Origin of the sequence: Escherichia sp. KS167_9B, from assembly GCF_030295215.1 — a bacterium.
Classification (GTDB): domain Bacteria; phylum Pseudomonadota; class Gammaproteobacteria; order Enterobacterales; family Enterobacteriaceae; genus Escherichia; species Escherichia coli_F.
On the sequence record NZ_AP025754.1, the window covers coordinates 2,878,172 to 2,902,335 of the forward strand.

General features: G+C 45.4%; 18 protein-coding genes and 1 pseudogene. 9 read left to right on the forward strand and 10 right to left on the reverse strand.

Annotated features, from left to right (window positions below; translation table 11 throughout):
• The first annotated feature begins 72 nt into the window (after positions 1-72).
• Positions 73-1,506, forward strand: a complete 1,434-nt coding sequence (gene cscA, locus QUE34_RS14405) for a sucrose hydrolase (RefSeq protein WP_032303472.1) — start codon at positions 73-75, stop codon at positions 1,504-1,506.
• Between the two features lie 7 nt (positions 1,507-1,513).
• Here cscA and cscR read toward each other — a convergent pair whose 3' ends face one another.
• The gene (gene cscR / locus QUE34_RS14410; RefSeq protein ID WP_032303473.1) at positions 1,514-2,509 is read right to left on the reverse strand and encodes a sucrose operon repressor CscR; all 996 of its coding nucleotides are present in this window, start codon (positions 2,507-2,509) and stop codon (positions 1,514-1,516) included.
• A gap of 256 nt (positions 2,510-2,765) precedes the next feature.
• Between cscR and QUE34_RS14415 the strand changes: the two are divergent.
• Together QUE34_RS14415 and dsdA are read left to right on the forward strand one after the other, a co-directional pair.
• Positions 2,766-2,984 (forward strand): annotated as a pseudogene (locus tag QUE34_RS14415) (GntT/GntP/DsdX family permease); the annotation flags it as partial.
• On the forward strand, positions 2,966-4,294 hold the full coding sequence (gene dsdA, locus QUE34_RS14420; RefSeq protein ID WP_032303475.1) for a D-serine ammonia-lyase: 1,329 nt from the start codon (positions 2,966-2,968) through the stop codon (positions 4,292-4,294). The pseudogene QUE34_RS14415 and the gene dsdA, both read left to right, overlap by 19 nt.
• A 128-nt stretch (positions 4,295-4,422) precedes the next feature.
• Here dsdA and emrY read toward each other — a convergent pair whose 3' ends face one another.
• Positions 4,423-5,961, reverse strand: a complete 1,539-nt coding sequence (emrY, locus tag QUE34_RS14425; RefSeq protein ID WP_032184768.1) for a multidrug efflux MFS transporter permease subunit EmrY — start codon at positions 5,959-5,961, stop codon at positions 4,423-4,425.
• The gene (gene emrK, locus QUE34_RS14430) at positions 5,961-7,124 is read right to left on the reverse strand and encodes a multidrug efflux MFS transporter periplasmic adaptor subunit EmrK (RefSeq protein ID WP_000435154.1); all 1,164 of its coding nucleotides are present in this window, start codon (positions 7,122-7,124) and stop codon (positions 5,961-5,963) included. Before emrK ends, emrY begins: the two co-directional genes overlap by 1 nt.
• A 415-nt stretch (positions 7,125-7,539) precedes the next feature.
• Between emrK and evgA the strand changes: the two genes are divergently transcribed.
• Together evgA and evgS are read left to right on the forward strand one after the other, a co-directional pair.
• Positions 7,540-8,154: an acid-sensing system DNA-binding response regulator EvgA gene (gene evgA / locus QUE34_RS14435; RefSeq protein ID WP_033885026.1), complete on the forward strand. Its 615-nt coding sequence runs from the start codon at positions 7,540-7,542 to the stop codon at positions 8,152-8,154.
• A 4-nt stretch (positions 8,155-8,158) separates the two neighbouring features.
• On the forward strand, positions 8,159-11,752 hold the full coding sequence (gene evgS, locus QUE34_RS14440) for an acid-sensing system histidine kinase EvgS (RefSeq protein ID WP_072000977.1): 3,594 nt from the start codon (positions 8,159-8,161) through the stop codon (positions 11,750-11,752).
• 55 nt (positions 11,753-11,807) lie between these two features.
• Here evgS and yfdE read toward each other — a convergent pair whose 3' ends face one another.
• The 5 genes from yfdE to QUE34_RS14465 form a co-directional block, all read right to left on the reverse strand.
• Positions 11,808-12,953: a CoA:oxalate CoA-transferase gene (yfdE, locus tag QUE34_RS14445; protein ID WP_032303476.1), complete on the reverse strand. Its 1,146-nt coding sequence runs from the start codon at positions 12,951-12,953 to the stop codon at positions 11,808-11,810.
• A 73-nt stretch (positions 12,954-13,026) separates the two neighbouring features.
• The gene (gene yfdV / locus QUE34_RS14450) at positions 13,027-13,971 is read right to left on the reverse strand and encodes a transporter YfdV (protein WP_000955028.1); all 945 of its coding nucleotides are present in this window, start codon (positions 13,969-13,971) and stop codon (positions 13,027-13,029) included.
• A 68-nt stretch (positions 13,972-14,039) separates the two neighbouring features.
• A complete protein-coding gene (oxc, locus tag QUE34_RS14455; protein ID WP_032303477.1) occupies positions 14,040-15,734 on the reverse strand; it encodes an oxalyl-CoA decarboxylase in 1,695 nt (564 codons plus the stop codon).
• A gap of 53 nt (positions 15,735-15,787) precedes the next feature.
• The gene (frc, locus tag QUE34_RS14460) at positions 15,788-17,038 is read right to left on the reverse strand and encodes a formyl-CoA transferase (RefSeq protein WP_000106772.1); all 1,251 of its coding nucleotides are present in this window, start codon (positions 17,036-17,038) and stop codon (positions 15,788-15,790) included.
• A 513-nt stretch (positions 17,039-17,551) separates the two neighbouring features.
• Entirely contained in the window at positions 17,552-18,184 is a 633-nt protein-coding gene (locus QUE34_RS14465) for a YfdX family protein (protein ID WP_032303478.1), read from the reverse strand.
• A gap of 294 nt (positions 18,185-18,478) precedes the next feature.
• Here QUE34_RS14465 and ypdI point away from each other — a divergent pair, with 294 nt between their 5' ends.
• Positions 18,479-18,754, forward strand: coding sequence for a colanic acid biosynthesis lipoprotein YpdI (gene ypdI, locus QUE34_RS14470; RefSeq protein WP_032303479.1), 276 nt, complete (start codon positions 18,479-18,481; stop codon positions 18,752-18,754).
• Between the two features lie 76 nt (positions 18,755-18,830).
• Here ypdI and QUE34_RS14475 read toward each other — a convergent pair whose 3' ends face one another.
• Positions 18,831-19,073 (reverse strand): YfdY family protein, encoded by a 243-nt coding sequence (locus tag QUE34_RS14475; RefSeq protein WP_000639883.1) that lies wholly within the window; start codon positions 19,071-19,073, stop codon positions 18,831-18,833.
• A 353-nt stretch (positions 19,074-19,426) separates the two neighbouring features.
• Here QUE34_RS14475 and lpxP point away from each other — a divergent pair, with 353 nt between their 5' ends.
• Together lpxP and ypdK are read left to right on the forward strand one after the other, a co-directional pair.
• Positions 19,427-20,347, forward strand: a complete 921-nt coding sequence (gene lpxP, locus QUE34_RS14480) for a kdo(2)-lipid IV(A) palmitoleoyltransferase (RefSeq protein ID WP_032303480.1) — start codon at positions 19,427-19,429, stop codon at positions 20,345-20,347.
• A 354-nt stretch (positions 20,348-20,701) separates the two neighbouring features.
• Positions 20,702-20,773, forward strand: coding sequence for a membrane protein YpdK (gene ypdK / locus QUE34_RS14485; protein ID WP_010723117.1), 72 nt, complete (start codon positions 20,702-20,704; stop codon positions 20,771-20,773).
• Positions 20,774-20,837: 64 nt separating this feature from the next.
• Here the strand turns inward: ypdK and alaC are convergent, their stop codons facing one another.
• Positions 20,838-22,076, reverse strand: a complete 1,239-nt coding sequence (gene alaC / locus QUE34_RS14490) for an alanine transaminase (protein ID WP_000785914.1) — start codon at positions 22,074-22,076, stop codon at positions 20,838-20,840.
• 376 nt (positions 22,077-22,452) lie between these two features.
• Between alaC and ypdA the strand changes: the two genes are divergently transcribed.
• The gene (gene ypdA / locus QUE34_RS14495; protein ID WP_000544359.1) at positions 22,453-24,150 is read left to right on the forward strand and encodes a two-component system sensor histidine kinase YpdA; all 1,698 of its coding nucleotides are present in this window, start codon (positions 22,453-22,455) and stop codon (positions 24,148-24,150) included.
• The last annotated feature ends 14 nt before the right edge of the window (positions 24,151-24,164 follow it).

Sequence of the window (24,164 nt, forward strand, 5' to 3'; positions counted from 1 at the left end):
AGATAAGGGGCTTTATTTTTATAAAAGTTAACGTTAACAATTCACCAAATTTGCTTAACCAGGATGATTAAAATGACGCAATCTCGATTGCATGCGGCGCAAAACGCACTAGCAAAACTTCACGAGCGCCGGGGGAATACTTTTTATCCCCATTTTCACCTCGCGCCTCCAGCCGGGTGGATGAACGATCCAAACGGCCTGATCTGGTTTAACAATCGTTATCACGCGTTTTATCAGCATCACCCGATGAGCGAACACTGGGGGCCAATGCACTGGGGACATGCCACCAGCGACGATATGATCCACTGGCAGCACGAGCCTATTGCGCTAGCGCCAGGAGACGAGAATGACAAAGACGGGTGTTTTTCAGGTAGTGCTGTTGATGACAATGGTGTCCTCTCACTTATCTACACCGGCCACGTCTGGCTCGATGGTGCAGGTAATGACGATGCAATTCGTGAAGTACAATGTCTGGCTACCAGCCGGGATGGTATTCATTTCGAGAAACAAGGTGTGATCCTCACTCCACCAGAAGGAATCATGCACTTCCGCGATCCTAAAGTGTGGCGTGAAGCCGACACCTGGTGGATGGTAGTCGGGGCGAAAGACCCAGGCAACACGGGACAGATCCTGCTTTATCGCGGCAGTTCATTGCGTGAATGGACTTTCGATCGCGTACTGGCCCACGCTGATGCGGGTGAAAGCTATATGTGGGAATGTCCGGACTTTTTCAGCCTTGGCGATCAACATTATCTGATGTTTTCCCCGCAGGGAATGAATGCCGAGGGATACAATTATCGAAATCGCTTTCAAAGTGGTGTAATACCCGGAATATGGTCGCCAGGACGACTTTTTGCACAATCCGGGCATTTTACTGAACTTGATAATGGGCATGACTTTTATGCACCACAAAGCTTTTTAGCGAAGGATGGTCGGCGTATTGTTATCGGCTGGATGGATATGTGGGAATCGCCAATGCCCTCAAAACGTGAAGGCTGGGCAGGCTGCATGACGCTGGCGCGCGAGCTATCAGAGAGCAATGGCAAACTCCTACAAAGCCCGGTACACGAAGCTGAGTCGTTACGCCAGCAGCATCAATCAATCTCTCCCCACACAATCAGCAACAAATATGTTTTGCAGGAAAACGCGCAAGCGGTTGAGATTCAGTTGCACTGGGCTCTGAAGAACAGCGATGCCGAACATTACGGATTACAGCTCGGCACGGGAATGCGGCTGTATATTGATAACCAATCTGAGCGACTTGTTTTGTGGCGGTATTACCCACACGAGAATTTAGATGGTTACCGTAGTATTCCCCTCCCGCAGCGTGACACGCTCGCCCTAAGGATATTTATCGATACATCATCCGTGGAAGTATTTATTAACGACGGGGAAGCAGTGATGAGTAGCCGAATCTATCCGCAGCCAGAAGAACGGGAACTGTCGCTCTATGCCGCCCACGGAGTGGCCGTGCTGAAACATGGAGCACTCTGGCAACTGGGGTAACATAATATCAGGTGGAACAACGGATCAACAGCGGGCAAGGGATCTGCGTTACCCTTCCCCCTTCACGACCTTCAATAATATGCAATGCAGCTTCCCGCCCGATAATGTCATGTGGAAGCTGAATTGTGGTCAGCGGCGGTAAAAACAGATGCCCGACGCCAACCAGATTATCAAAGCCCATTACGGCGACATCCTGCGGGATACGTACCCCCTTCGCCAGAAGAACCTGATAAGCCACAAAGGCTGCGCGATCGTTACCACAAATCAGAACATCAAAATCTGGTTTTCCAGACGGGAAGTGGGCATTGAGTATACTTGCGAGATCGGTGTAGTGATCATCACCTATGACCATGTGAAATTGTTTCACCTCAGCCAGATCTCGTCCAGCATCACGCCAGGCCTGCTCAAATCCCTGCCGACGATACCCTGTTGCCAACGCACCTTCCGGTAGCCAGAAGCATAACGGTTGACGATAGCCTGCCGCGAGCAAATGCTGTGTTGCTTCATATTGGGCAGTGTAATCATCAGGGATATAACTGGGTAACGCTGGGTCATCCGCCACACAGTTCGCCAATACAATATTTTCACCATGCAGAGACTCAGGCAGCGTGATATGCCTCAGTCCCATTGTAGAATAGATAATGCCATCCGGACGGAGGGCAAGCAGCTGACGTGCCGCGCGGGCAGCGTCATCTTCAGAAAAAATATTGATTAAAAAACTATTCCAGCCAAACTCGCTGGCGGTTTGTTCAATGGCAAGCAGAATATCAACAGAGAAAGGAGTGGTAGCAGTATCCTGCGCCAGCACGGCGAGAGTCGACGGCTTACGTCCCTGAGCGCGCATCTTACGAGCGGAAAGATCAGGAACATAATTCAGGGTTTGGATTGCCTGCAATACGCGGTCACGCGTTGCAGGACGCACAGATTCTGCATTATGCATCACCCGGGAGACAGTCATCATCGACACTCCCGCCAGGCGTGCGACATCCTTTAATGAAGCCATACCCAAGCCGTTTGCCGTAAAACGGGCACTGTAGCAGAAACAGACGTCACTGGCGAGATCCAGCGATATTCTTAACGTCCTATCACCCGACACGACAATACAGTAAAAAATAACAAGAATTCCCGGACAATTGTAACCAATTCCGCCTCTGTTCTCGCCAACGAGTCACCATGCAGACAAGTAGGTAAAACATGCCGACTGGCATCACCCACCCGGAGAAAAAATATAAATATGGATCATTGTGCTGTGGCTGTAACCAGACATCAGCCCGGAAATTATTGCGATTGGCTGCACGATCGTTACGGACTCGTTTTTCTGGCTGATGAAACAATTTTGCGGCGCTACGCTCAGTGAAACATATAAATACTATACGACAGCGACATTTATCGCTTCAGTCGTCGCTCTGGCGGGCACATTCCTGCTGTCATTTATCATCGAAGCGCAAAGAGACATACTATGGAAAACGCTAAAATGAACTCGCTCATCGCCCAGTATCCGTTGGTAAAGGATCTGGTTGCTCTTAAAGAAACCACCTGGTTCAATCCTGGCACGACCTCATTGGCTGAAGGTTTACCTTATGTTGGCCTGACCGAACAGGATGTTCAGGACGCCCATGCGCGCTTATCTCGTTTTGCCCCCTATCTGGCAAAAGCATTTCCTGAAACGGCTGCCTCTGGAGGGATTATTGAATCAGAACTGGTTGCCATTCCGGCTATGCAAAAACGGCTGGAAAAGGAATATCAGCAACCGATCAGCGGGCAACTGTTACTGAAAAAAGATAGCCATTTGCCTATTTCCGGCTCCATAAAAGCACGCGGCGGGATTTATGAAGTCCTGGCACATGCAGAAAAACTGGCTCTGGAAGCAGGGTTGCTGACGCTTGAAGATGACTACAGCAAACTGCTTTCTCCGGAGTTTAAACAGTTCTTTAGCCAATACAGCATTGCTGTGGGCTCAACCGGAAATCTGGGGTTATCAATCGGCATTATGAGCGCCCGCATTGGCTTTAAGGTGACAGTGCATATGTCTGCTGATGCCCGAGCATGGAAAAAAGAGAAACTGCGCAGCCATGGCGTTACGGTCGTGGAATATGAGCAAGATTATGGGGTTGCCGTCGAGGAAGGACGTAAAGCAGCGCAGTCTGACCCGAACTGTTTCTTTATTGATGACGAGAATTCCCGCACGTTGTTCCTTGGGTATTCCGTCGCAGGCCAGCGTCTTAAAGCGCAATTTGCCAAGCAAGGTCGTATCGTCGATGCTGGTAACCCTCTGTTTGTCTATCTGCCGTGTGGCGTTGGCGGTGGTCCTGGTGGCGTCGCATTCGGTCTTAAACTGGCGTTTGGCGATCATGTTCACTGCTTTTTTGCCGAACCCACGCACTCCCCTTGTATGCTGTTAGGCGTCCATACTGGATTACACGATCAGATTTCTGTTCAGGATATTGGTATCGACAACCTTACCGCAGCGGATGGCCTTGCTGTTGGTCGCGCATCAGGCTTTGTCGGGCGGGCAATGGAGCGTCTGCTGGATGGCTTCTATACCCTTAGCGATCAAACCATGTATGACATGCTTGGCTGGCTGGCGCAGGAAGAAGACATTCGTCTTGAGCCTTCAGCACTGGCGGGTATGGCCGGGCCTCAGCGCGTGTGCGCATCAGTAATTTACCAACAGATGCAAGGTTTCAGCACAGAACAACTGCGTAATGCCACTCATCTGGTGTGGGCGACAGGAGGTGGAATGGTGCCGGAAGAAGAGATGAAGCAATATCTGGCTAAAGGCCGTTAATAACGTTTCACCGCAGCATCGCCATCCTTTCCCTGGGTGAGCGATGCTGCCTGATAATATCCATATAAAATGATGGTACAGGTTCAAAATTCCGCGGACTTGCCTGCTCTAGCCTCCTCTTTTTACCATCACCCAACACCTTTCGCTGTAAACGGCGGTTTCGCAAACCAAACCAATACCGTAAGTAAGATAAAAGCAATAGCCGCCATACGGAAAATCTCATTTGCAGAAATTGAAAGTGACTGCTGAGTTATTTCATTATTAATTTCATTAAGAACCCCTGAAAGCGAACCATAGTATTTATCCATAATTTGTGATGATGAATTAAACACGGGGTTAAATTGATCGATGGTTGCTGTCAACTGACTATGGTGTAACGATTCGCGTCGTCCCCACAACGTCATTGTCAACGACGTACCAACTGATCCTGACAGGGTACGAAAAAAATTACTCATACTCGAGGCATTGGCAAATTTATTATCTGGCAACCCTGAAAACGAAATCGTTGTTAAGGGTAAAAAGAAACAGGCAACGGCGAATCCCTGGAAAAACTGTGGCAAAATGATGCCTGTGAAATCAATCGTTGGCATAAATGTCACAGAACGCCAGTAATAGCAAACCGCATACATCAAAAAACTAAATGTAACCAATGCACGCATATCAATTTTGTTGCCATAACGTCCTATTAAAGGCGATATTAATAGTGGCATTATGCCGATTGGCGCATAGGCAAGCCCGGCCCATATCGCATTATACCCCATAGTTTCCTGCAGCAACTGCGGCATAAGTACAATCGCCCCAGAGTAAAATAAATATGCGCATGTGATACACACAATACCAATGGTGAAATTACGCGACGTGAATAAACTGAGGTCAAGAATCGGGTTCTCTGAGGTCGACTCCCAAATGACTAGAGAGATCAGAGAAATAACTGACACTATTGTTAATATTATGATTGTACTCGAGTTAAACCAATCCAGATCGCGCCCTTTATCAAGCATAATTTGCAAGCCACCAACACCGAGCACTAACAGGGTCAACCCTGGTAAATTCATTTTGACCGGTGAAGTTTCAGTTTCTCTTCCTTTAAGTAAAGTTAAACATAATGTCAGGACGATAATCCCCATAGGGACATTGATTAAAAATATCCATCCCCAACTAAAGTTATCACAAATATAGCCACCCAATATCGGCCCACAAATCGGAGCGATAATTACGGTCATTGACCATAACGCCAAAGCAAATGTTCTTTTTTCTGGCGGATAATTCCTTAATAATAAACTCTGTGACAATGGAATTAACGGCCCCGCCATTAATCCCTGGACGACTCTAAAAAATATAAGAACATCAAGATTAGTCGAAAGACTACACATTAATGAAGACAGCGAAAAGAAGGTTACTGATAGTAAAAATAACCTTAATTCGCCTATTCTTTGTGCCAGCCTGCCGGTAACAGGGATCGCAATGGCATTTGCTACGCCAAACGATGTGATAACCCATGTGCCTTCGTCCGTTGATGCTCCGAGAAAGCCAGATATTGTGGGTATTGCGACGTTAGAAATAGTGGAGTCCAACATTTGCATAAACGTCGCTAATGACAATGCAATAGTGACGCACCATAACGTCCCACCGGTTAATGGTGCCGGAGTTGATTTAGTGATTGCCATTAAAGTTGTCCATTATGAGAAATAATGTTGTTAATCTCTTTTTCTATCGGACTGGTATCGATAACTAAGGCCTTACTGGTGTAAGCAGGCATTGACGTCACGGATGAAGCCAGATCAGGCATATCGGCAATGTCTTCGTTCCTGGTATCAATGGTTGCAGTCATCGATAAACCAATGCGCAAGGGATGTTCCATGAGTTCTTTTGGATCCAGAGACACCTCAACCGGTACACGCTGAACGATTTTGATCCAGTTCCCTGTCGCATTTTGTGCAGGTAATAAGGAGAACGCATTGCCGGTTCCCATATTGATCCCTGTCACCCGACCATGAAACACAACATTTTCACCATAAAGATCGCTGATTATATTAACCGATTGACCAATCCGTACATCCGTGAGTTGTGTTTCTTTAAAGTTGGCATTAACCCACATTTGACGTGCCGGTACGACAGCCATTAACGATTGTCCAGGACTCACTGTTTCGCCGACCTGAACACTTCTCTGGGCAATATAACCGGTAACCGGACTCTTAATATCCGTACGTTTAAGCGCCAACCAGGCTTCTTTGGTTGCATCCGCAGCTTCAACAACTTGTGGCTGGCGATTTAATGGTGTGTTCATTACTAAGGCTTTGTTCGCTTTATAAGCCTGAATAGCTGCATTCAATGCCGCTTTGCTACTTATTAACGTATCTTTGGTGTGCTCCAGCGTTTCTTTTGAAATAACCCCCTGCTTTGCTAGCGGCACACGACGATTATAATCTTCTAAAGATTGTTGATACTGGATACGTGCTGAAGCGACTTCGGCACTGTATTGTTTATCCTGTAAGTATAGTTTATTCGTTTGTCGCACAATATTTGCCAGATTATTTTTAGCTTTATTGAGTGCAATCGTAGCATCAGTTTTATCCAGTGAAACTAAAATGTCACCCTGTCGAACAAAGTTCGTATCTTTATGATTAACGACAGTGACACTGCCTGAGACTTGTGCAGAAATTGGATCAGCATTCCCCGTAACATAGGCGTCATCTGTACTAATCATGTCTTCTAATTCCAGTGACCAATAGGCATAGGCTCCTGAAAACGCAATAAATAAAACCACTGCTAATAAAGCAAAATATTTTCTTCTGTCAGAATGTTTTTTATTTGAATTAATCTGTTCCACTATTATCTCTCATTTCGCATAGATGAAATTTATGAATTGAATGAAAAGAGTATTCATTCTTCATATCAAACACAGTGCATGTGTTACACATTATCCCAGGAACGTTGGAGGCCTAATTTAAAGGAGTTGCAGAAGATACAACAGAGGACTAAACCGTGACTTTTGCAATACAATTCTTACGCCTGTAGGATTAATAAGAAGCCTTATAGTACTCATTTGAAACTATAAGTTAGCGGTATTATCCCTGATTTTATTGTTGACATTTCATTTATGCCGACTATTTATATGGTATACTTGTTGAATTATCTTAAAGGAAGCTCAAATTTTCTTATTTTGATTGAGAAAATGAGATGATGCCTTATGTCTGTATTACTACAGGGAGAAGGGAGATGCTTCATTGCAAAGGGAATAATCTATGAACGCAATAATTATTGATGACCATCCTCTTGCTATCGCAGCAATTCGTAATTTATTGTTCAAAAACGATATTGAAATCTTAGCGGAGTTGACTGAAGGGGGAAGTGCCGTTCAGCGGGTGGAAACACTTAAACCTGATATCGTCATCATTGATGTCGATATCCCCGGAGTTAACGGTATCCAGGTGTTAGAAACGCTGAGGAAGCGCCAATATAGCGGAATTATTATTATCGTCTCCGCTAAAAATGACCATTTTTACGGGAAACATTGTGCTGATGCAGGCGCTAATGGATTCGTGAGTAAAAAAGAAGGCATGAACAATATCATTGCGGCTATTGAAGCTGCAAAAAATGGCTACTGCTATTTCCCTTTCTCTCTCAACCGGTTTGTTGGAAGTTTAACGTCCGACCAGCAAAAACTCGACTCCTTATCGAAACAAGAAATTAGTGTCATGAGGTATATTCTTGATGGCAAGGACAATAATGACATTGCGGAAAAAATGTTCATCAGCAACAAAACTGTCAGCACGTATAAAAGTCGCCTGATGGAAAAATTAGAATGTAAATCACTGATGGATCTTTACACATTCGCGCAACGTAACAAAATCGGCTAATCACATGAAGTTTTTACCCTATTTTTTTCTTCTCTGTTGTGGTCTTTGGTCGACCATAAGTTTCGCAGACGAAGATTACATCGAATATCGTGGCATCAGTAGTAACAACCGTGTCACGCTTGATCCACTACGTCTGAGCAACAAGGAATTACGTTGGTTAGCGAGCAAAAAAAATCTTGTGATTGCAGTACACAAGTCCCAAACGGCTACGTTGTTGCATACCGATTCGCAGCAACGGGTTCGTGGTATTAATGCTGATTATTTAAATCTTTTAAAAAGAGCGTTAAATATCAAATTAACACTCCGGGAATACGCAGATCATCAAAAAGCAATGGACGCGCTTGCAGAAGGTGAAGTCGATATAGTGTTATCACATTTAGTTACTTCGCCGCCTCTTAATAATGACATTGCTGCAACCAAACCATTGATAATTACCTTTCCGGCGCTGGTAACCACCCTTCACGACTCAATGCGACCGCTTACCTCACCAAAACCAGTAAATATTGCTCGGGTAGCAAATTACCCCCCAGACAAGGTAATTCATCAATCATTTCCAAAAGCAACAATTATCTCTTTTACAAATTTATATCAGGCATTAGCATCCGTTTCTACCGGACATAATGATTACTTTATTGGTAGTAACATCATTACCAGCAGTATGATTTCCCGCTATTTCACTCACTCCTTAAATGTAGTGAAATATTATAACTCGCCGCGTCAATATAATTTTTTCTTGACCAGAAAAGAATCCGTCATTCTTAATGAAGTACTCAATCGGTTTGTTGATGCTTTAACAAATGAAGTTCGCTATGAAGTATCACAAAATTGGCTTGATACAGGAAACCTGGCCTTTCTGAACAAACCATTAGAACTCACTGAACATGAAAAACAGTGGATTAAGCAACATCCCGATTTAAAGGTGCTGGAAAATCCTTACTCCCCTCCCTATTCTATGACTGATGAAAATGGCTCGGTTCGGGGCGTTATGGGGGATATTCTTAATATTATTACATTGCAAACAGGTTTAAGATTTTCTCCGATCACCGTTTCACACAATATCCATGCCGGAACACAGCTTAATCCCGATGGATGGGATATCTTACCTGGCGCTATTTATAGTGAAGATCGAGAAAATAATGTTTTATTTGCTGAAGCATTCATAACAACGCCTTACGTTTTCGTCATGCAAAAAGCGCCTGATAGTGAACAAACTTTAAAAAAAGGAATGAAAGTTGCCATTCCATATTATTATGAGCTTCATTCGCAATTGAAAGAGATGTATCCGGAGGTTGAGTGGATACAAGTCGATAATGCTAGCGCTGCATTTCACAAGGTTAAGGAAGGTGAACTTGATGCCCTGGTCGCGACACAGCTAAATTCGCGTTACATGATCGACCATTACTATCCTAATGAGCTTTATCATTTTCTTATTCCCGGCGTTGAGAATGCATCGCTTTCGTTCGCTTTTCCTCGCGGAGAACCAGAACTTAAGGATATTATTAATAAAGCATTGAATGCAATTCCCCCAAGCGAAGTTCTGCGCCTGACGGAAAAATGGATCAAAATGCCCAATGTGACCATTGACACATGGGACCTCTATAGTGAGCAATTTTACATTGTTACGACTTTATCCGTTTTATTAGTTGGCAGTAGCCTTTTATGGGGATTCTACCTGTTACGCTCAGTTCGTCGTCGTAAGGTAATTCAGGGTGATTTAGAAAACCAAATATCATTCCGGAAAGCACTCTCGGATTCCTTACCGAATCCAACTTATGTTGTAAACTGGCAAGGTAATGTCATTAGTCACAATAGTGCATTTGAACATTATTTCACTGCTGATTACTACAAAAATGCAATGTTACCATTAGAAAACAGTGACTCCCCCTTTAAAGATGTTTTTTCTAATGTGCATGAAGTCACAGCAGAAACAAAAGAAAACAGAACAATATATAGCCAAGTTTTTGAAATTAATAATGGTACTGAAAAAAGATGCATTAATCATTGGCATACATTATGCAATTTACCTGCAAGTGACAATGCAGTATATATTTGTGGTTGGCAAGATATTACCGAGACGCGTGATTTAATTCATGCACTCGAAGTAGAAAGAAATAAAGCGATCAATGCAACTGTCGCAAAAAGCCAGTTCCTGGCAACAATGAGTCACGAAATAAGAACACCAATAAGCTCCATTATGGGCTTCCTGGAACTTCTGTCGGGTTCAGGTCTTAGCAAGGAGCAACGTGTGGAGGCGATTTCACTTGCTTACGCCACCGGACAGTCGCTCCTCGGCTTAATTGGTGAAATCCTTGATGTCGACAAAATTGAGTCGGGTAACTATCAACTTCAACCACAATGGGTCGATATCCCTACTTTAGTCCAGAACACTTGTCATTCTTTCGGTGCGATTGCTGCAAGCAAATCCATCGCATTAAATTGCAGCAGTACGCTTCCTGAACGCTACCTGGTTAAAATCGACCCTCAAGCATTTAAGCAGGTGCTGTCTAATTTACTGAGTAATGCCCTTAAATTTACCACCGAGGGGGCAGTAAAAATTACGACTTCCCTGGTTCATATTGATGACAACCACGCTGTTATCAAAATGACGATTATGGACACCGGAAGCGGATTATCGCAGGAAGAACAACAACAACTGTTTAAACGCTATAGCCAAACAACAGCAGGTCGTCAGCAAACAGGTTCTGGTTTAGGCTTAATGATCTGCAAAGAATTAATTAAAAACATGCAGGGCGATTTGTCATTAGAAAGTCATCCCGGCATAGGAACGACATTTACGATCACAATCCCGGTAGAAATTACCCAACAAGTGGCGACTGTCGAGGCAAAAGCAGAACAACCTATGACACTCCCTGAAAAGTTGAGCATATTAATCGCGGATGATCATCCGACCAACAGACTATTACTCAAACGCCAGCTAAACCTATTAGGATATGATGTTGATGAAGCCTCTGATGGTGTACAGGCGCTACACAAAGTCAGTATGCAGCATTATGATCTGCTTATTACTGACGTTAATATGCCGAATATGGATGGTTTTGAGTTGACTCGCAAACTCCGTGAGCAAAATTCTTCCTTACCCATCTGGGGGCTTACAGCCAACGCACAGGCTAACGAACGTGAAAAAGGGTTAAATTGCGGCATGAACTTATGTTTGTTCAAACCGTTAACCCTGGATGTACTGAAAACACATTTAAGTCAGTTACACCAGGTTGCACATATTGCACCTCAGTATCGCCACCTTGATATCGAGGCCCTGAAAAATAATACGGCGAACGATCTACAACTGATGCAGGAGATTCTCATGACTTTCCAGCATGAAACGCATAAAGATCTACCCGCTGCGTTTCATGCGTTAGAAGCTGGCGATAACAGAACTTTCCATCAGTGTATTCATCGCATCCACGGTGCGGCTAACATCCTGAATTTGCAAAAGTTGATTAATCTTAGCCACCAGTTAGAAATAACGCCAGTTTCAGATGACAGCAAGCCTGAAATTCTTAAGTTGCTGAACTCTGTTAAAGAACACATTGCAGAGTTAGACCAGGAGATTGCGGTTTTCTGTCAACAAAATGACTAAATAGCGGCTCCCACAATGTTCAAATGTGGGAGCTATTTACCAGCACATCTAACATTTACGATGAGAATTCCTGGCGAATTTGTTCCCCATGCTGGTCGAGCGTTGCCGCTCCCGGCATAACATGCGGGTCCGCGCAGCCGCTGATTTTTATCGGATTACCCGGCATCATTATTCCCCCGGCTTCAATCAACATATTTCTCGCCTGAGTTTGTGGCAAATTAATGGCCTCAGCCACACTTAATAACGGCGCTACGGGTACACCAACTTCATGTATTCTGGCTAACCAAACTTCAGCTGCCTGCGTTTTTAACGTCCGCTCAATATATTGTTTAAGAATAGCTTGATTTTGTACACGTAAAATATTGCTGTTAAATCGGGGATCATCAACAAGTTCCGTCAGATCCAGTGCCTGGCATAACGCAGAAAAAAGCTTGTCATTACCACAACAAATAGTAATTGGTTTATCCTGAGTATCGAAAACATCAAAAGGAGCCATGTAGGGATGGCGATTTCCCAGACGTTGTGGTGACTTCCCAGTCGCGATATATGCCATCAGTCCATGCTCCAGAAAACTCAGAGTGGCATCAAACATCGCGATATCGACATGCGCCCCTCGCTGGCTCTTTTCGCGGCCATAAAGCGCACTCACGATTCCACTGAATAAATAGACACCGCCACAGAGATCTGCAAGAGAGGTGCCAACACGCACTGGCGGAGCATCAGGATATCCCGTTTCCATCATTATTCCACTCATTGCCTGAATAATGGTATCGTAGGCCGGAGCATCTTTTAGCGGACCGGTATGTCCGAAACCTGACGATGAAGCATAGATGAGACGTGGGTTGATTTCTTGTAGCGTTTCCCACGAAAACCCCATTTTTTCCATTGTACCTGGGCGGAAATTCTCGGCTAATACATCAGCTTGTTTAAGCATATTTATAAATATACTTTTATCGTGGTCATTCTTTAAATCAAGAACCACGCTCTCTTTGCCATGATTAATAAAACTGTAATAGAGTGACTGCCCATCCACATAGGGACCAAATGTGCGGGTATCATCACCATGACCCGGCGGCTCAACTTTAATGACCCTTGCGCCCATATTACAAAGGAGTTGAGTTCCGAAAGGCCCATTAAGGACATGAGTCATATCAATAACTAATAACCCTTCAAATGGGCCTTTGCTTTCAGTATTTGTCATTTGCTTATGCCTTGAAAAAAAGCCGAAGGTGAAAAGACTCTTCGGCATTTATGAAAATTAATAACATGATTAATTATGAAACCAGTCGACTGACATAAATCCACAAGGGAGCCGTGACGACAAAACCCAGCACGCTAACAGCCAATGACGCTGTACCAGTGCGGGTGTAGACATTAAACCGGCTGGCAATAATGATTCCGGAGAATGCCGGCGGTAATGCGCCTGCCAGTACCATCATCTGCAGATGTTCGCTGTTCAAATGACATGCCATACCAACGAGAAGCAGTGCCAGTGGCATCAGAATCAGCTTCAGGAAGGTGTTATAAGCAATTTCAGCACTGAACTCGAATTTATGTGCAGCCAGAGTCAAACCCGCAGCGAATACCGCTACCCCTGAGTTGGCCTTCGCAATCAGATTAAAGGTTGGATCCCATGCTGCCGGAATTTTTACCCCAACCAACACCAGGATCGTTGCCAGAACAGGTGCCCATACGACTGGCTCCTTTGCCGCAGAGATTAACGCGCTCAGATTGCTATTCTTCTTACCATCCGCTCCTGAGGAGGGATTCAGCAAATACAGACCAATAGGAATAGTAATTGCGTTAACAATAATAGAAATAATTGCTACCACTAAACCTGTTGATACGGAATCACCATAAATAGGGTCGAGAACTGCAAACCCCAGGAATCCAATGGTAGGTGAACCTGCAATTAATGCACATACTGCTGCTTCTGCATGGGTACGTTTAAAAAATTTGTAGCAACCAAACCAGGAGAAAAAGAAACATCCGACAATAACCACAAGTGATACAAGGGTCAGGCGAGTGTCCGCAAAAATCATTTCCCTGTTTGCCCGGGTAATAGAAACAAATAGGGCCGCAGGAAGAGCGTAATTTAATACCAGTTTATTAAATGCCCGGGCTTGATCTTCTGAAAAAGTTTCTCGTCTGCCGCTAAAATAACCCAACAGCATGATTACGATAATAGGCAATAAATCGCCAATAAAAAATGTTAGCATAATAGTATTTCCGATAAGGGTCCCCTCACCATCGATAATGAGTTGGCAAGAGGAGACGATGTCAGTATTTAATTACCAGCGACTTGTTTTGGGTTAAGTTTGGTAATATGGCCACTTTCAGTTCCTGCTGCTGGGTCGATGACCACATTAATAATGGTCGGTTTGCGCGACTGAATACCGGTGGTTAAAGCATCACGAAGTTCATCTGTCGTGGTGACGTTATATCCAACGCCACGAAATGCATCCATTAATTTGTCATACCTTGCATGGTGCAATAGATCTGTTGGTGATGGTGCACCAGCGCCACTGAGATCAACACCGTCTCCTCTGTAGATGCCGCCATTATTAAAAATAACGATTGTCACCGGCAGGTTATATCGACAAATCGTTTCAATCTCCATCCCACTGAAACCAAAAGCACTATCACCTTCAATGGCAACAACTGGGGAACCAGAGGTTACACTCGCGCCGATAGCATAACCCATACCGATGCCCATAACCCCCCAGGTGCCACAATCCAGACGACGACGTGGTTTATACATATCAATAATATTTCGTGCATTATCCAGGGTATTTGCCCCTTCATTAACTAAATAAATATCCTGGTTCTCGCGCAATACATCGCGCACCGCACTCAATGCATTAAAGTAATTTAATGGTTGGGTATCTGTACTTAACTTTTCATGCATTTTTTGCGCATTTTGCTGCTTGTGGATATTTAAAATATCGCGCCACACCAGTGGAGTCGTAAATGTGTTTTGTTTCAGTTCTGCCAGCATACCTTGCATACTGGATGCAATATCGCCAACGACTGGCACAGTAATGGGTCGATTGCTGTCAATTTCCTGCGGTTCTATATCCAGTTGAATAAACTGTGTATCTGCCGCCCATCCTTTTTTACCGTGCGCCAGTAACCAATTCAGTCGCGCCCCAACAAGCATGACAACATCAGCATTTGCCAGCGCAAACGAACGCGCAGCCGCCGCAGAAAGTGGATGCGTATCTTCCAGGATCCCTTTCGCCATAGACATTGGCAGGAATGGAATCTGGGTACTTTCAATAAACTCACGAAGCTGCTCATCAGCTTGTGAATACGCCGCGCCTTTACCAAGGATAATTAATGGCCGTTCTGCTTTTGCTAACAGCGAAATTGCACTAGTGACTGACTTCGGGCATGGCAATAACGCTGGCGATGGGTTTTCAACTTTAACAATAGTGGCTAATGCTTCGTCTTTTTCCATCGTCGCAGCCAGGACATTTGCTGGCAAATCAAGATAAACACCACCAGGGCGACCCGAAACGGAGACCCGGATAGCGCGTGCCAACGCAATGCCAAGATCCTGCGGCTGGTTAACGCGGAATGCCGCTTTGGCATAGGGTTTTGCCGCATTCATTTGGTCCAGCTCTTCATAATCACCTTGCTGGAGATCAACGATCGCGCGATCGCTGGAGCCGCTGATCATGATCATCGGAAAACCATTTACTGTTGCGTTGGCCAATGCAGTCAAACCATTGAGGAATCCTGGCGCAGAAACGGTCAGGCAGATCCCTGGCTTTTGGGTAAGAAAACCGCTTGCCGCAGCCGCATAGCCTGCAGATTGCTCATGACGAAAACCAATATAACGAATGCCTTCCGCCTGGGCATGGCGCGCCATATCCGTCACAGGAATACCTACAACACCATAAATAGTGTCAATATTATTCTGTTTTAATGCTTCAACGATGATATGCATACCATCTGTCATTTGAAGTTGATCTGACATGATTAATAACCTCGAAATTTTTATAAATTGGGAGCCAGAAGCCCCCGTTAATATCAGATGGCGTGGTTTTGCTTCATTGCAGCAATTTCATCGTCGCTATAACCCAGCTCCTGCAATACAGCAGCGGTATGTTCACCTAATAGCGGCGCAGCTTTAATATCCGGCGTAAAGGCAGAGAATTTCATTGGACAACCAACTGTCAGATATTTTCCACGCAACGGTTGCTCTACTTCGACAACACTGCCACTTTGGCGCAAAGAGGGATCGAGTGAAATTTCTTTCATACTTAAAACCGGTGCACAAGGAATATCAAACTGAGTCAAATAGGCCACCGCTTCATGTTTATCAATAGTGACAGTGTATTTTTCGATTTCAGCAAAAATATCGAAAATATGTGGCTGTCGGGCATGAGCTGTACTGTATGCCGGATCGGTAATCCATTCTGGTTTGCCGATAGCTTTACAGGTGTTTTCCCAGTTTTGCTCCTGAATAGTGAAATAAATATAGGCGTTAGGATCGGTTTCCCAGCCTTTACATTTCAGGATCCAGCCAGGCTGACCGCCACCACCCGCATTACCACCGCGTGGTACTGCGTCGCCAAATGTGCCATTCGGATACTGCGGGTATTCTTCCAGATAACCCAGCTTATCGAGGCGCTGCTGGTCACGTAATTTCACGCGGCAAAGGTTCAACACGGCATCCTGCATTGACATGGTAACTCGTTGCCCACGCCCCGTTTTTTCGCGATGCAGCAAAGCAGCAAGTAAACCGATCAGCAAATGCATTCCGGTGTTGCTGTCACCCAACGCTGCAGCGCTTACCAGCGGCGGGCCGTCCCAAAAACCCGTAGTGGATGCCGCGCCACCCGCTGCCTGAGCAACGTTTTCATAGGCTTTTACATTCACATAAGGTGAACACTCATCAAACCCTTTGATCGAACCAAAAATCAGACGTGGGTTGATTTCCTGAATATGCTCCCAGGTGAAGCCCATGTGATCAATAGCCCCTGGATGAAAGTTCTCGACCAAGATATCAGCTTCGCGGATCAGCTTTTCCATTACCTCTTTGCCTTCCGCTGTTTTGGTATTTAATTCAATAGAACGTTTGTTGCTGTTAAGCATGGTGAAGTAAAGCGCATCGATATCAGGAATATCTCGCAGCTGGCGACGCGTTACGTCACCAACGCCGGGACGTTCAATTTTAATGACGTCAGCGCCAAACCACGCCAGCATCTGAGTACAAGATGGGCCAGATTGCACACCGGTGAAATCGAGAACTTTAATTCCTTGAAGTGGAGTTGACATAGCAATACCTATTAGTTAATTAAATATATGTTAATTTAGCGTTTACTTAAGGCATAACGCCCTCTATAAATAATCCGCAAAATATCGTCGTAGCTGCACTCGATATTTTTAAATTCCTGTATCAAGTGCGGAAAATCATTTCATCGCCACTTCCAATTCCTTTTTGCATGGTAAGTAGTGAGGACGAAAAGAAGAATATGATAAATATTGGTTTGCGGTAATCAGAGAGAGCCGCGACATTTGTGATGTTATTCTTACAACTGTAAGAAGCGATTGTGATTTACAGTTAGGGAAATGATTACGATTTTTAAATCGTACCATAAAACATAACATAAACAATGATTTCGTGATGACACGGGATTATTGATGTTTACTTTGAGGAATAGAAAATTCGTGTTAATAGAACCGCGAGCGCCAAATAATTTTATGACCACAATCGGTCGTATTGTGGTCATAAAAAATTGTCGCCAGGAGGGAGTAAAATCTTTTACTTCAATATGCTGCCTGTCAGCATTAGTTCACAAACAGTGCTTCGCTATCGACGATGATTCCATCTTCCGCACCTTTAAGCGCCAGGTTTGCCTCGTAGTATTGCTTTTTATCAAGCAGTTTCTGCGCATCAGCAAGTGCATTACGAGTCTGTTTAAGCGGCATCAGATATTGGTTTTCCATTACACCAACACCGGCCAGGCGAAGCTCTTCCATTGCGCCCTTTTTATCCCCTTTCGCCATTTTTTCGTTGGCAATTTTTATCGCGGCTTCTTTTTCGGGTGTCGCTACATAACTCTCAGAAATTCCGACAGATGCATTAATGACAATATATTGGTCATCATTGACATTGGTCTTTTTACCTGGCTTAGCGAACTTTGCCCATTCAGTACTGTCATCTGACAGCAAAGCGGAAGCTTCATTGGTCAGTTCTTTTGCCTTTTCCGGATCGCCATGAAACAGAGCCAGGCGCGCTACCTGCACGTCACGCATCGCATATAAACCCTGTTCAGAGATACGCTCTGCTGCTACCGTTTTCTGGGTTTGCTGAACTTGCTGAGTTTGCTGTTGTGCTGCTACCGGTGCATTATCAGCAGCCCATACAGTTGAAGATGCCAGAACTGCTGTGACCATCGTAGCCATAATTAAACGTTTCATACTTACCTCATTCTTTAACAGTTTTAGAAAACGCCGCCATCATATTGGGTGAGCATGAAATGAGAAATCAGAGAGCAACGGTCATTTTGAAAGGGTTATCTTACAGTTGTAGTTATTATCGCAAGAAGTATTTAGTCTTACAATTGTAGGAATATGCTTCCTGTCGCAGAGAACTATTCTTATATACCACAAAGAGATGTCATTTATTATATCGATGTAAATACTGATTAATTAAATGTAAATACAGCCATAACATCGTAGGTTCTCAGTGAGCCATTCTCAGGATAACTTTCTATGAAAGTAAACTTAATGCTTTTTAGCTTATTTTTATTGGTCTCTATTATGGCATGCAATGTTTTTGCATTTTCCATTTCTGGTGGTGGAAGTGAGACGAGCTATAAAGGGACAGAAAAAACGTCAGTGATGACGACAACTCATTCTACAAAACTTCAACCATCACAGGCGATTTTGTTTAAGATGAGAGAAGATGCGCCACCATTAAATCTCACAGAAGACATCACGCCCCCTTTTCCGACAAAGGCGAATTATCTTATTCATCCTGTGCGATAGCGTCTGTCACATGGCAGGTGAACAATCATATCTGTTGATGATGTGAGCACCTGCCCAAATGATCCATCCTGAACTACTACCGCCTGCCATACCCCACCATAAAGCGAATCATCAAGCCACAAGCCGGGGCAAGAAACATAAATATCCCCGTCACTAGTTCATTACCGCCAGTTAACCACATGGTGAAGTAGTAAATGAGTGCAGCGAGGATCACCATGCCGAAGAAAGAAGAGACCGCCGAGACCACGTTCAGTACCTGACCGATGTATCCGCTTACGCAGACAATACACAGGGCGAGAAACATCCATAAATAAATCATAGCTCAACCTCCTGCCGCGCTAAAAAACCTGTAACTTCAGTCACTTTAATAGTAAGACAATCCTTAACCTCTGGCAATTTTTGCTAAGTATTAATGAAAACAGCACGTTAAATGCAAGACTGTAATGTGCGAAAAAAATATTTACTTTGCACGATAAATAATCAGTAGCTGAAAGCAGTCAGCCAGTGATAAAGTAAAAGCACCGCATTCATGCTCCTCGTGGTTATGTCCTGACTAGTCTTTACACTCTTTACAGGAACCATTGTCGTACATGATGGCCCAACCAATTGAGTGTACCGCTGTCGACATGGAATCTTCTGCGATACAACAATTCGTATCTACAGAAGGTAACTATGTTTCCAAAATGCAAATTTTCCCGCGAGTTTCTACATCCTCGCTACTGGCTCACATGGTTTGGGCTTGGTGTACTCTGGCTTTGGGTACAGCTTCCTTACCCTGTTCTCTGTTTTCTCGGCACGCGTATCGGCACGATGGCGCGACCATTCCTGAAACGTCGTGAATCTATCGCCCGTAAGAACCTGGAACTTTGTTTCCCACAGCATTCTGCTGAAGAGCGCGAGAAGATGATTGCCGAAAACTTTCGTTCACTCGGCATGGCGCTGGTAGAAACCGGCATGGCATGGTTCTGGCCCGACAGTCGCGTACGTAAATGGTTTGATGTTGAAGGGCTGGATAACCTCAAACGCGCACAACTGCAAAATCGTGGCGTGATGGTTGTCGGCGTCCATTTTATGTCGCTGGAATTGGGCGGCCGCGTGATGGGACTATGTCAGCCAATGATGGCCACCTATCGTCCGCATAATAATCAGCTGATGGAATGGGTGCAGACCCGTGGTCGCATGCGCTCTAACAAAGCGATGATCGGCAGAAATAATCTGCGCGGTATTGTCGGTGCGCTGAAGAAAGGTGAAGCCGTATGGTTTGCTCCCGATCAGGATTATGGTCGTAAAGGCAGCTCCTTCGCACCGTTCTTTGCGGTAGAAAATGTTGCCACAACCAATGGCACCTATGTCCTCTCTCGTCTCTCTGGCGCAGCCATGTTGACCGTAACGATGGTCAGAAAAGCGGATTACAGCGGATATCGGTTGTTCATCACCCCTGAAATGGAAGGCTACCCGGCAGATGAAAATCAAGCCGCTGCCTATATGAACAAGATTATCGAGAAAGAGATTATGCGCGCACCTGAGCAGTACCTCTGGATCCACCGTCGCTTTAAAACGCGCCCGGTGGGAGAATCGTCGTTATACATTTAACAAATTGCTCTTACTCTTTCCCTCCTCAAATCAGCCATAATAACCTCATGTTTTTTATGGCTTTTTTCTTAAGGTTTTTTCCTTCGCTGAATCTCTAATTATTACCGTCAGAAATTAAACTGTCGCCGATATGAGACACCTGTAAGTTACTAAAAGTAAATAAGAAAATGCCTCTTGTCTCGTTTCAGTTTTAGGCGTACATTAGCGCCGTCTGGAGCAGTTTAGCTCAGAATTCTGGGGTGATGCCCACGGTAAAATACGGACTTTCAATGTCGTTTTGCCCGGTGTCAACTCACTGTATCAGGTGTAATGAAGTCATTCAGGCGTAACAGTAATTACGCGGAGAGATGTAAAGTGAAATATTTCTTTATGGGCATTTCTTTTATGGTCATCGTTTGGGCCGGTACTTTTGCCCTGATGATCTAAAAGCAAACTGTGCAATGAAAAACAGGAGCCATCTGGCTCCTGTTTGCATTTCTGGCGATGGTGTTTATTCCGCGTTTTCGTGAATATGTTTGCTGCTGGCGGGTAGTAAACCGTCGGCACGGAACATCGCTTTAATTCCACGAATCGCCTGGCGAATACGATCGCGGTTTTCAATCAGCGCAAAGCGAACATGGGTGTCGCCGTAGTCGCCAAAGCCAATCCCTGGAGAGACACAGACCTTCGCTTCGTTAAGCAGTTTCTTGGCAAATTCCAGTGAGCCCATGGCCGCATATGGTTCCGGGATTTTCGCCCAGACATACATCGAAGCCTTCGGCATTTCGACCATCCAGCCCGCTTCATGCAGCCCTTTAACCAGTACATCACGGCGGCGTTTGTACTGTTCGGCAATGTCGCGAACGCACTGTTGATCGCCCTCCAGTGCCGCAATCGCCGCCACCTGCAACGGCGTAAAGGTGCCGTAATCGTGATAGCTTTTAATACGTGCCAACGCGCTGACCAGCGTTTTGTTACCGACCATAAAGCCGATACGCCAGCCCGCCATGTTGTAGCTTTTCGACAGCGTAAAGAACTCGACCGCCACATCGCGTGCACCTGGCACCTGCATGATTGACGGCGCTTTCCAGCCATCGTAGACGATATCGGCATAGGCCAGGTCATGGACCACCAGCACATCGTAGCGTTTCGCCAGCGCTACAACCTTCTCAAAGAATTCCAGTTCCACGCATTGCGCGGTTGGGTTCGAGGGAAAGCCGAGGATCATCATCTTCGGTTTCGGATAACTTTCGCGAATGGCGCGTTCCAGTTCGTTGAAGAAATCGACACCGTCCACCAGCGGCACTGAGCGTACCTGCGCCCCGGCAATCACCGCGCCGTAAATATGAATCGGGTAGCTTGGATTAGGCACCAGTACAGTGTCACCGTGATCCAGCGTCGCCAGCATCAGATGCGCCAGCCCCTCTTTCGAGCCAATGGTGACGATAGCCTCTGATTCCGGGTCGATCTCGACGTCGTAACGATCCTGATACCAGCGGGAAATGGCGCGACGTAACCGCGGAATACCACGCGAGGTGGAATAACCATGCGTGTCCGGTCGCTGGGCCACCGTACATAATTTTTCGACGATATGCGGCGGGGTCGCACCGTCCGGGTTACCCATACTGAAATCGATAATATCTTCGCCGCGCCGACGCGCAGCCATTTTCAGTTCAGCGGTAATGTTAAAAACGTAGGGTGGGAGACGATCAATACGCGTAAAGCGACGTTCAGGGCGAGTGTCAGCCATAATTTCCTCAGATTAACGTGAGCGCCCGGACCGTCCGAGCGACGCTGCCACGATGGTGGCTGTTTTGAAAATAGCCTGATTAATTTCTGTCTGTCCAGCGTTTTAGAACATTTTTGTTAATAGCCTTAAATGAGGAACTCCGCTTTAAAAACAGGAAATTTATCTACGCTAACAAGAAAATTACCACCCAATCTATTAACATTATAATTTCAATAAATTTACCAAACAGATATGCATTATCAAGAGATGCATTGCTAATACACCATTTAACTTTCAATCCCCTTTTAAAGTTGTGGTCTTTCCTCAAAAACGGCCTGCTGGTCATCGGCCTTCAGGTTACCTATCATAGAGGTTTAATCCTTATTCAGAGTCACCCGTGCACGAAATATTCAATATGCTGCTGGCGGTCTTCGATCGGGCAGCGTTAATGCTTATCTGCCTGTTCTTTCTCATCCGTATCCGCCTGTTTCGCGAACTGTTGCACAAGTCGGCGCACTCCCCAAAAGAGCTGCTCGCCGTTACCGCCATTTTCTCGCTGTTCGCCCTGTTCAGCACCTGGTCCGGCGTGCCCGTAGAAGGCTCGCTGGTTAATGTGCGCATTATCGCGGTGATGTCAGGCGGAATTCTATTTGGCCCGTGGGTAGGCATCATTACCGGTGTGATTGCGGGTATTCACCGTTATTTAATTGACATCGGCGGCGTGACGGCAATTCCGTGCTTTATCACCAGTATTCTCGCGGGTTGCATATCAGGCTGGATCAACCTGAAAATCCCCAAAGCACAGCGCTGGCGCGTCGGTATTCTCGGTGGCATGTTATGTGAAACGTTGACGATGATTCTGGTGATTGTCTGGGCGCCCACCACTGCACTGGGGATTGATATCGTCTCCAAAATCGGGATTCCGATGATCCTCGGCAGCGTTTGTATCGGCTTTATTGTGTTGCTGGTACAAAGCGTTGAGGGCGAAAAAGAGGCCAGCGCCGCGCGGCAGGCCAAGTTGGCGCTGGATATCGCCAACAAAACGCTGCCGCTGTTTCGCCATGTCAATAGCGAGTCATTACGCAAAGTTTGTGAAATTATCCGCGATGATATTCACGCCGATGCGGTAGCGATTACCAACACCGATCATGTGCTGGCCTATGTTGGCGTAGGTGAACACAACTATCAGAATGGCGATGACTTCATTAGCCCAACAACGCGTCAGGCAATGAATTACGGAAAAATCATTATTAAAAATAATGATGAAGCCCACCGCACGCCAGAGATTCATTCGATGCTGGTGATCCCATTGTGGGAGAAAGGCGTGGTGACAGGAACACTGAAAATTTACTACTGCCACGCGCATCAGATCACCTCGTCATTACAGGAAATGGCTGTCGGTCTGTCGCAAATCATCTCCACCCAACTGGAGGTTTCACGCGCCGAGCAGCTACGTGAAATGGCAAATAAGGCAGAGCTTCGCGCTCTGCAAAGCAAAATTAATCCCCATTTCCTGTTTAATGCTCTGAATGCTATCTCATCGTCGATCCGTCTGAATCCGGATACCGCTCGCCAGTTAATCTTTAATCTGTCGCGTTATCTACGCTATAACATTGAATTAAAAGACGATGAGCAAATCGATATCAAAAAAGAGCTGTATCAAATTAAAGACTATATTGCCATTGAGCAGGCCCGCTTTGGCGACAAGCTGACGGTTATCTATGATATTGATGAAGAGGTCAATTGCTGCATTCCCAGCCTGCTGATCCAGCCGTTGGTGGAAAACGCCATTGTCCACGGTATTCAGCCTTGCAAAGGTAAAGGCGTTGTCACCATCAGCGTTGCAGAGTGCGGTAATCGGGTACGCATTGCGGTGCGAGATACCGGGCACGGCATCGATCCAAAAGTCATTGAGCGGGTCGAAGCGAACGAAATGCCGGGCAATAAAATTGGCCTGCTGAATGTCCATCATCGCGTGAAGTTATTGTATGGCGAGGGGCTGCATATCCGCCGCCTGGAACCAGGAACGGAAATTGCGTTTTACATTCCTAACCAACGCACCCCTGTCGCCTCACAGGCTACGTTATTGCTTTGAGCCGGAGTGATATT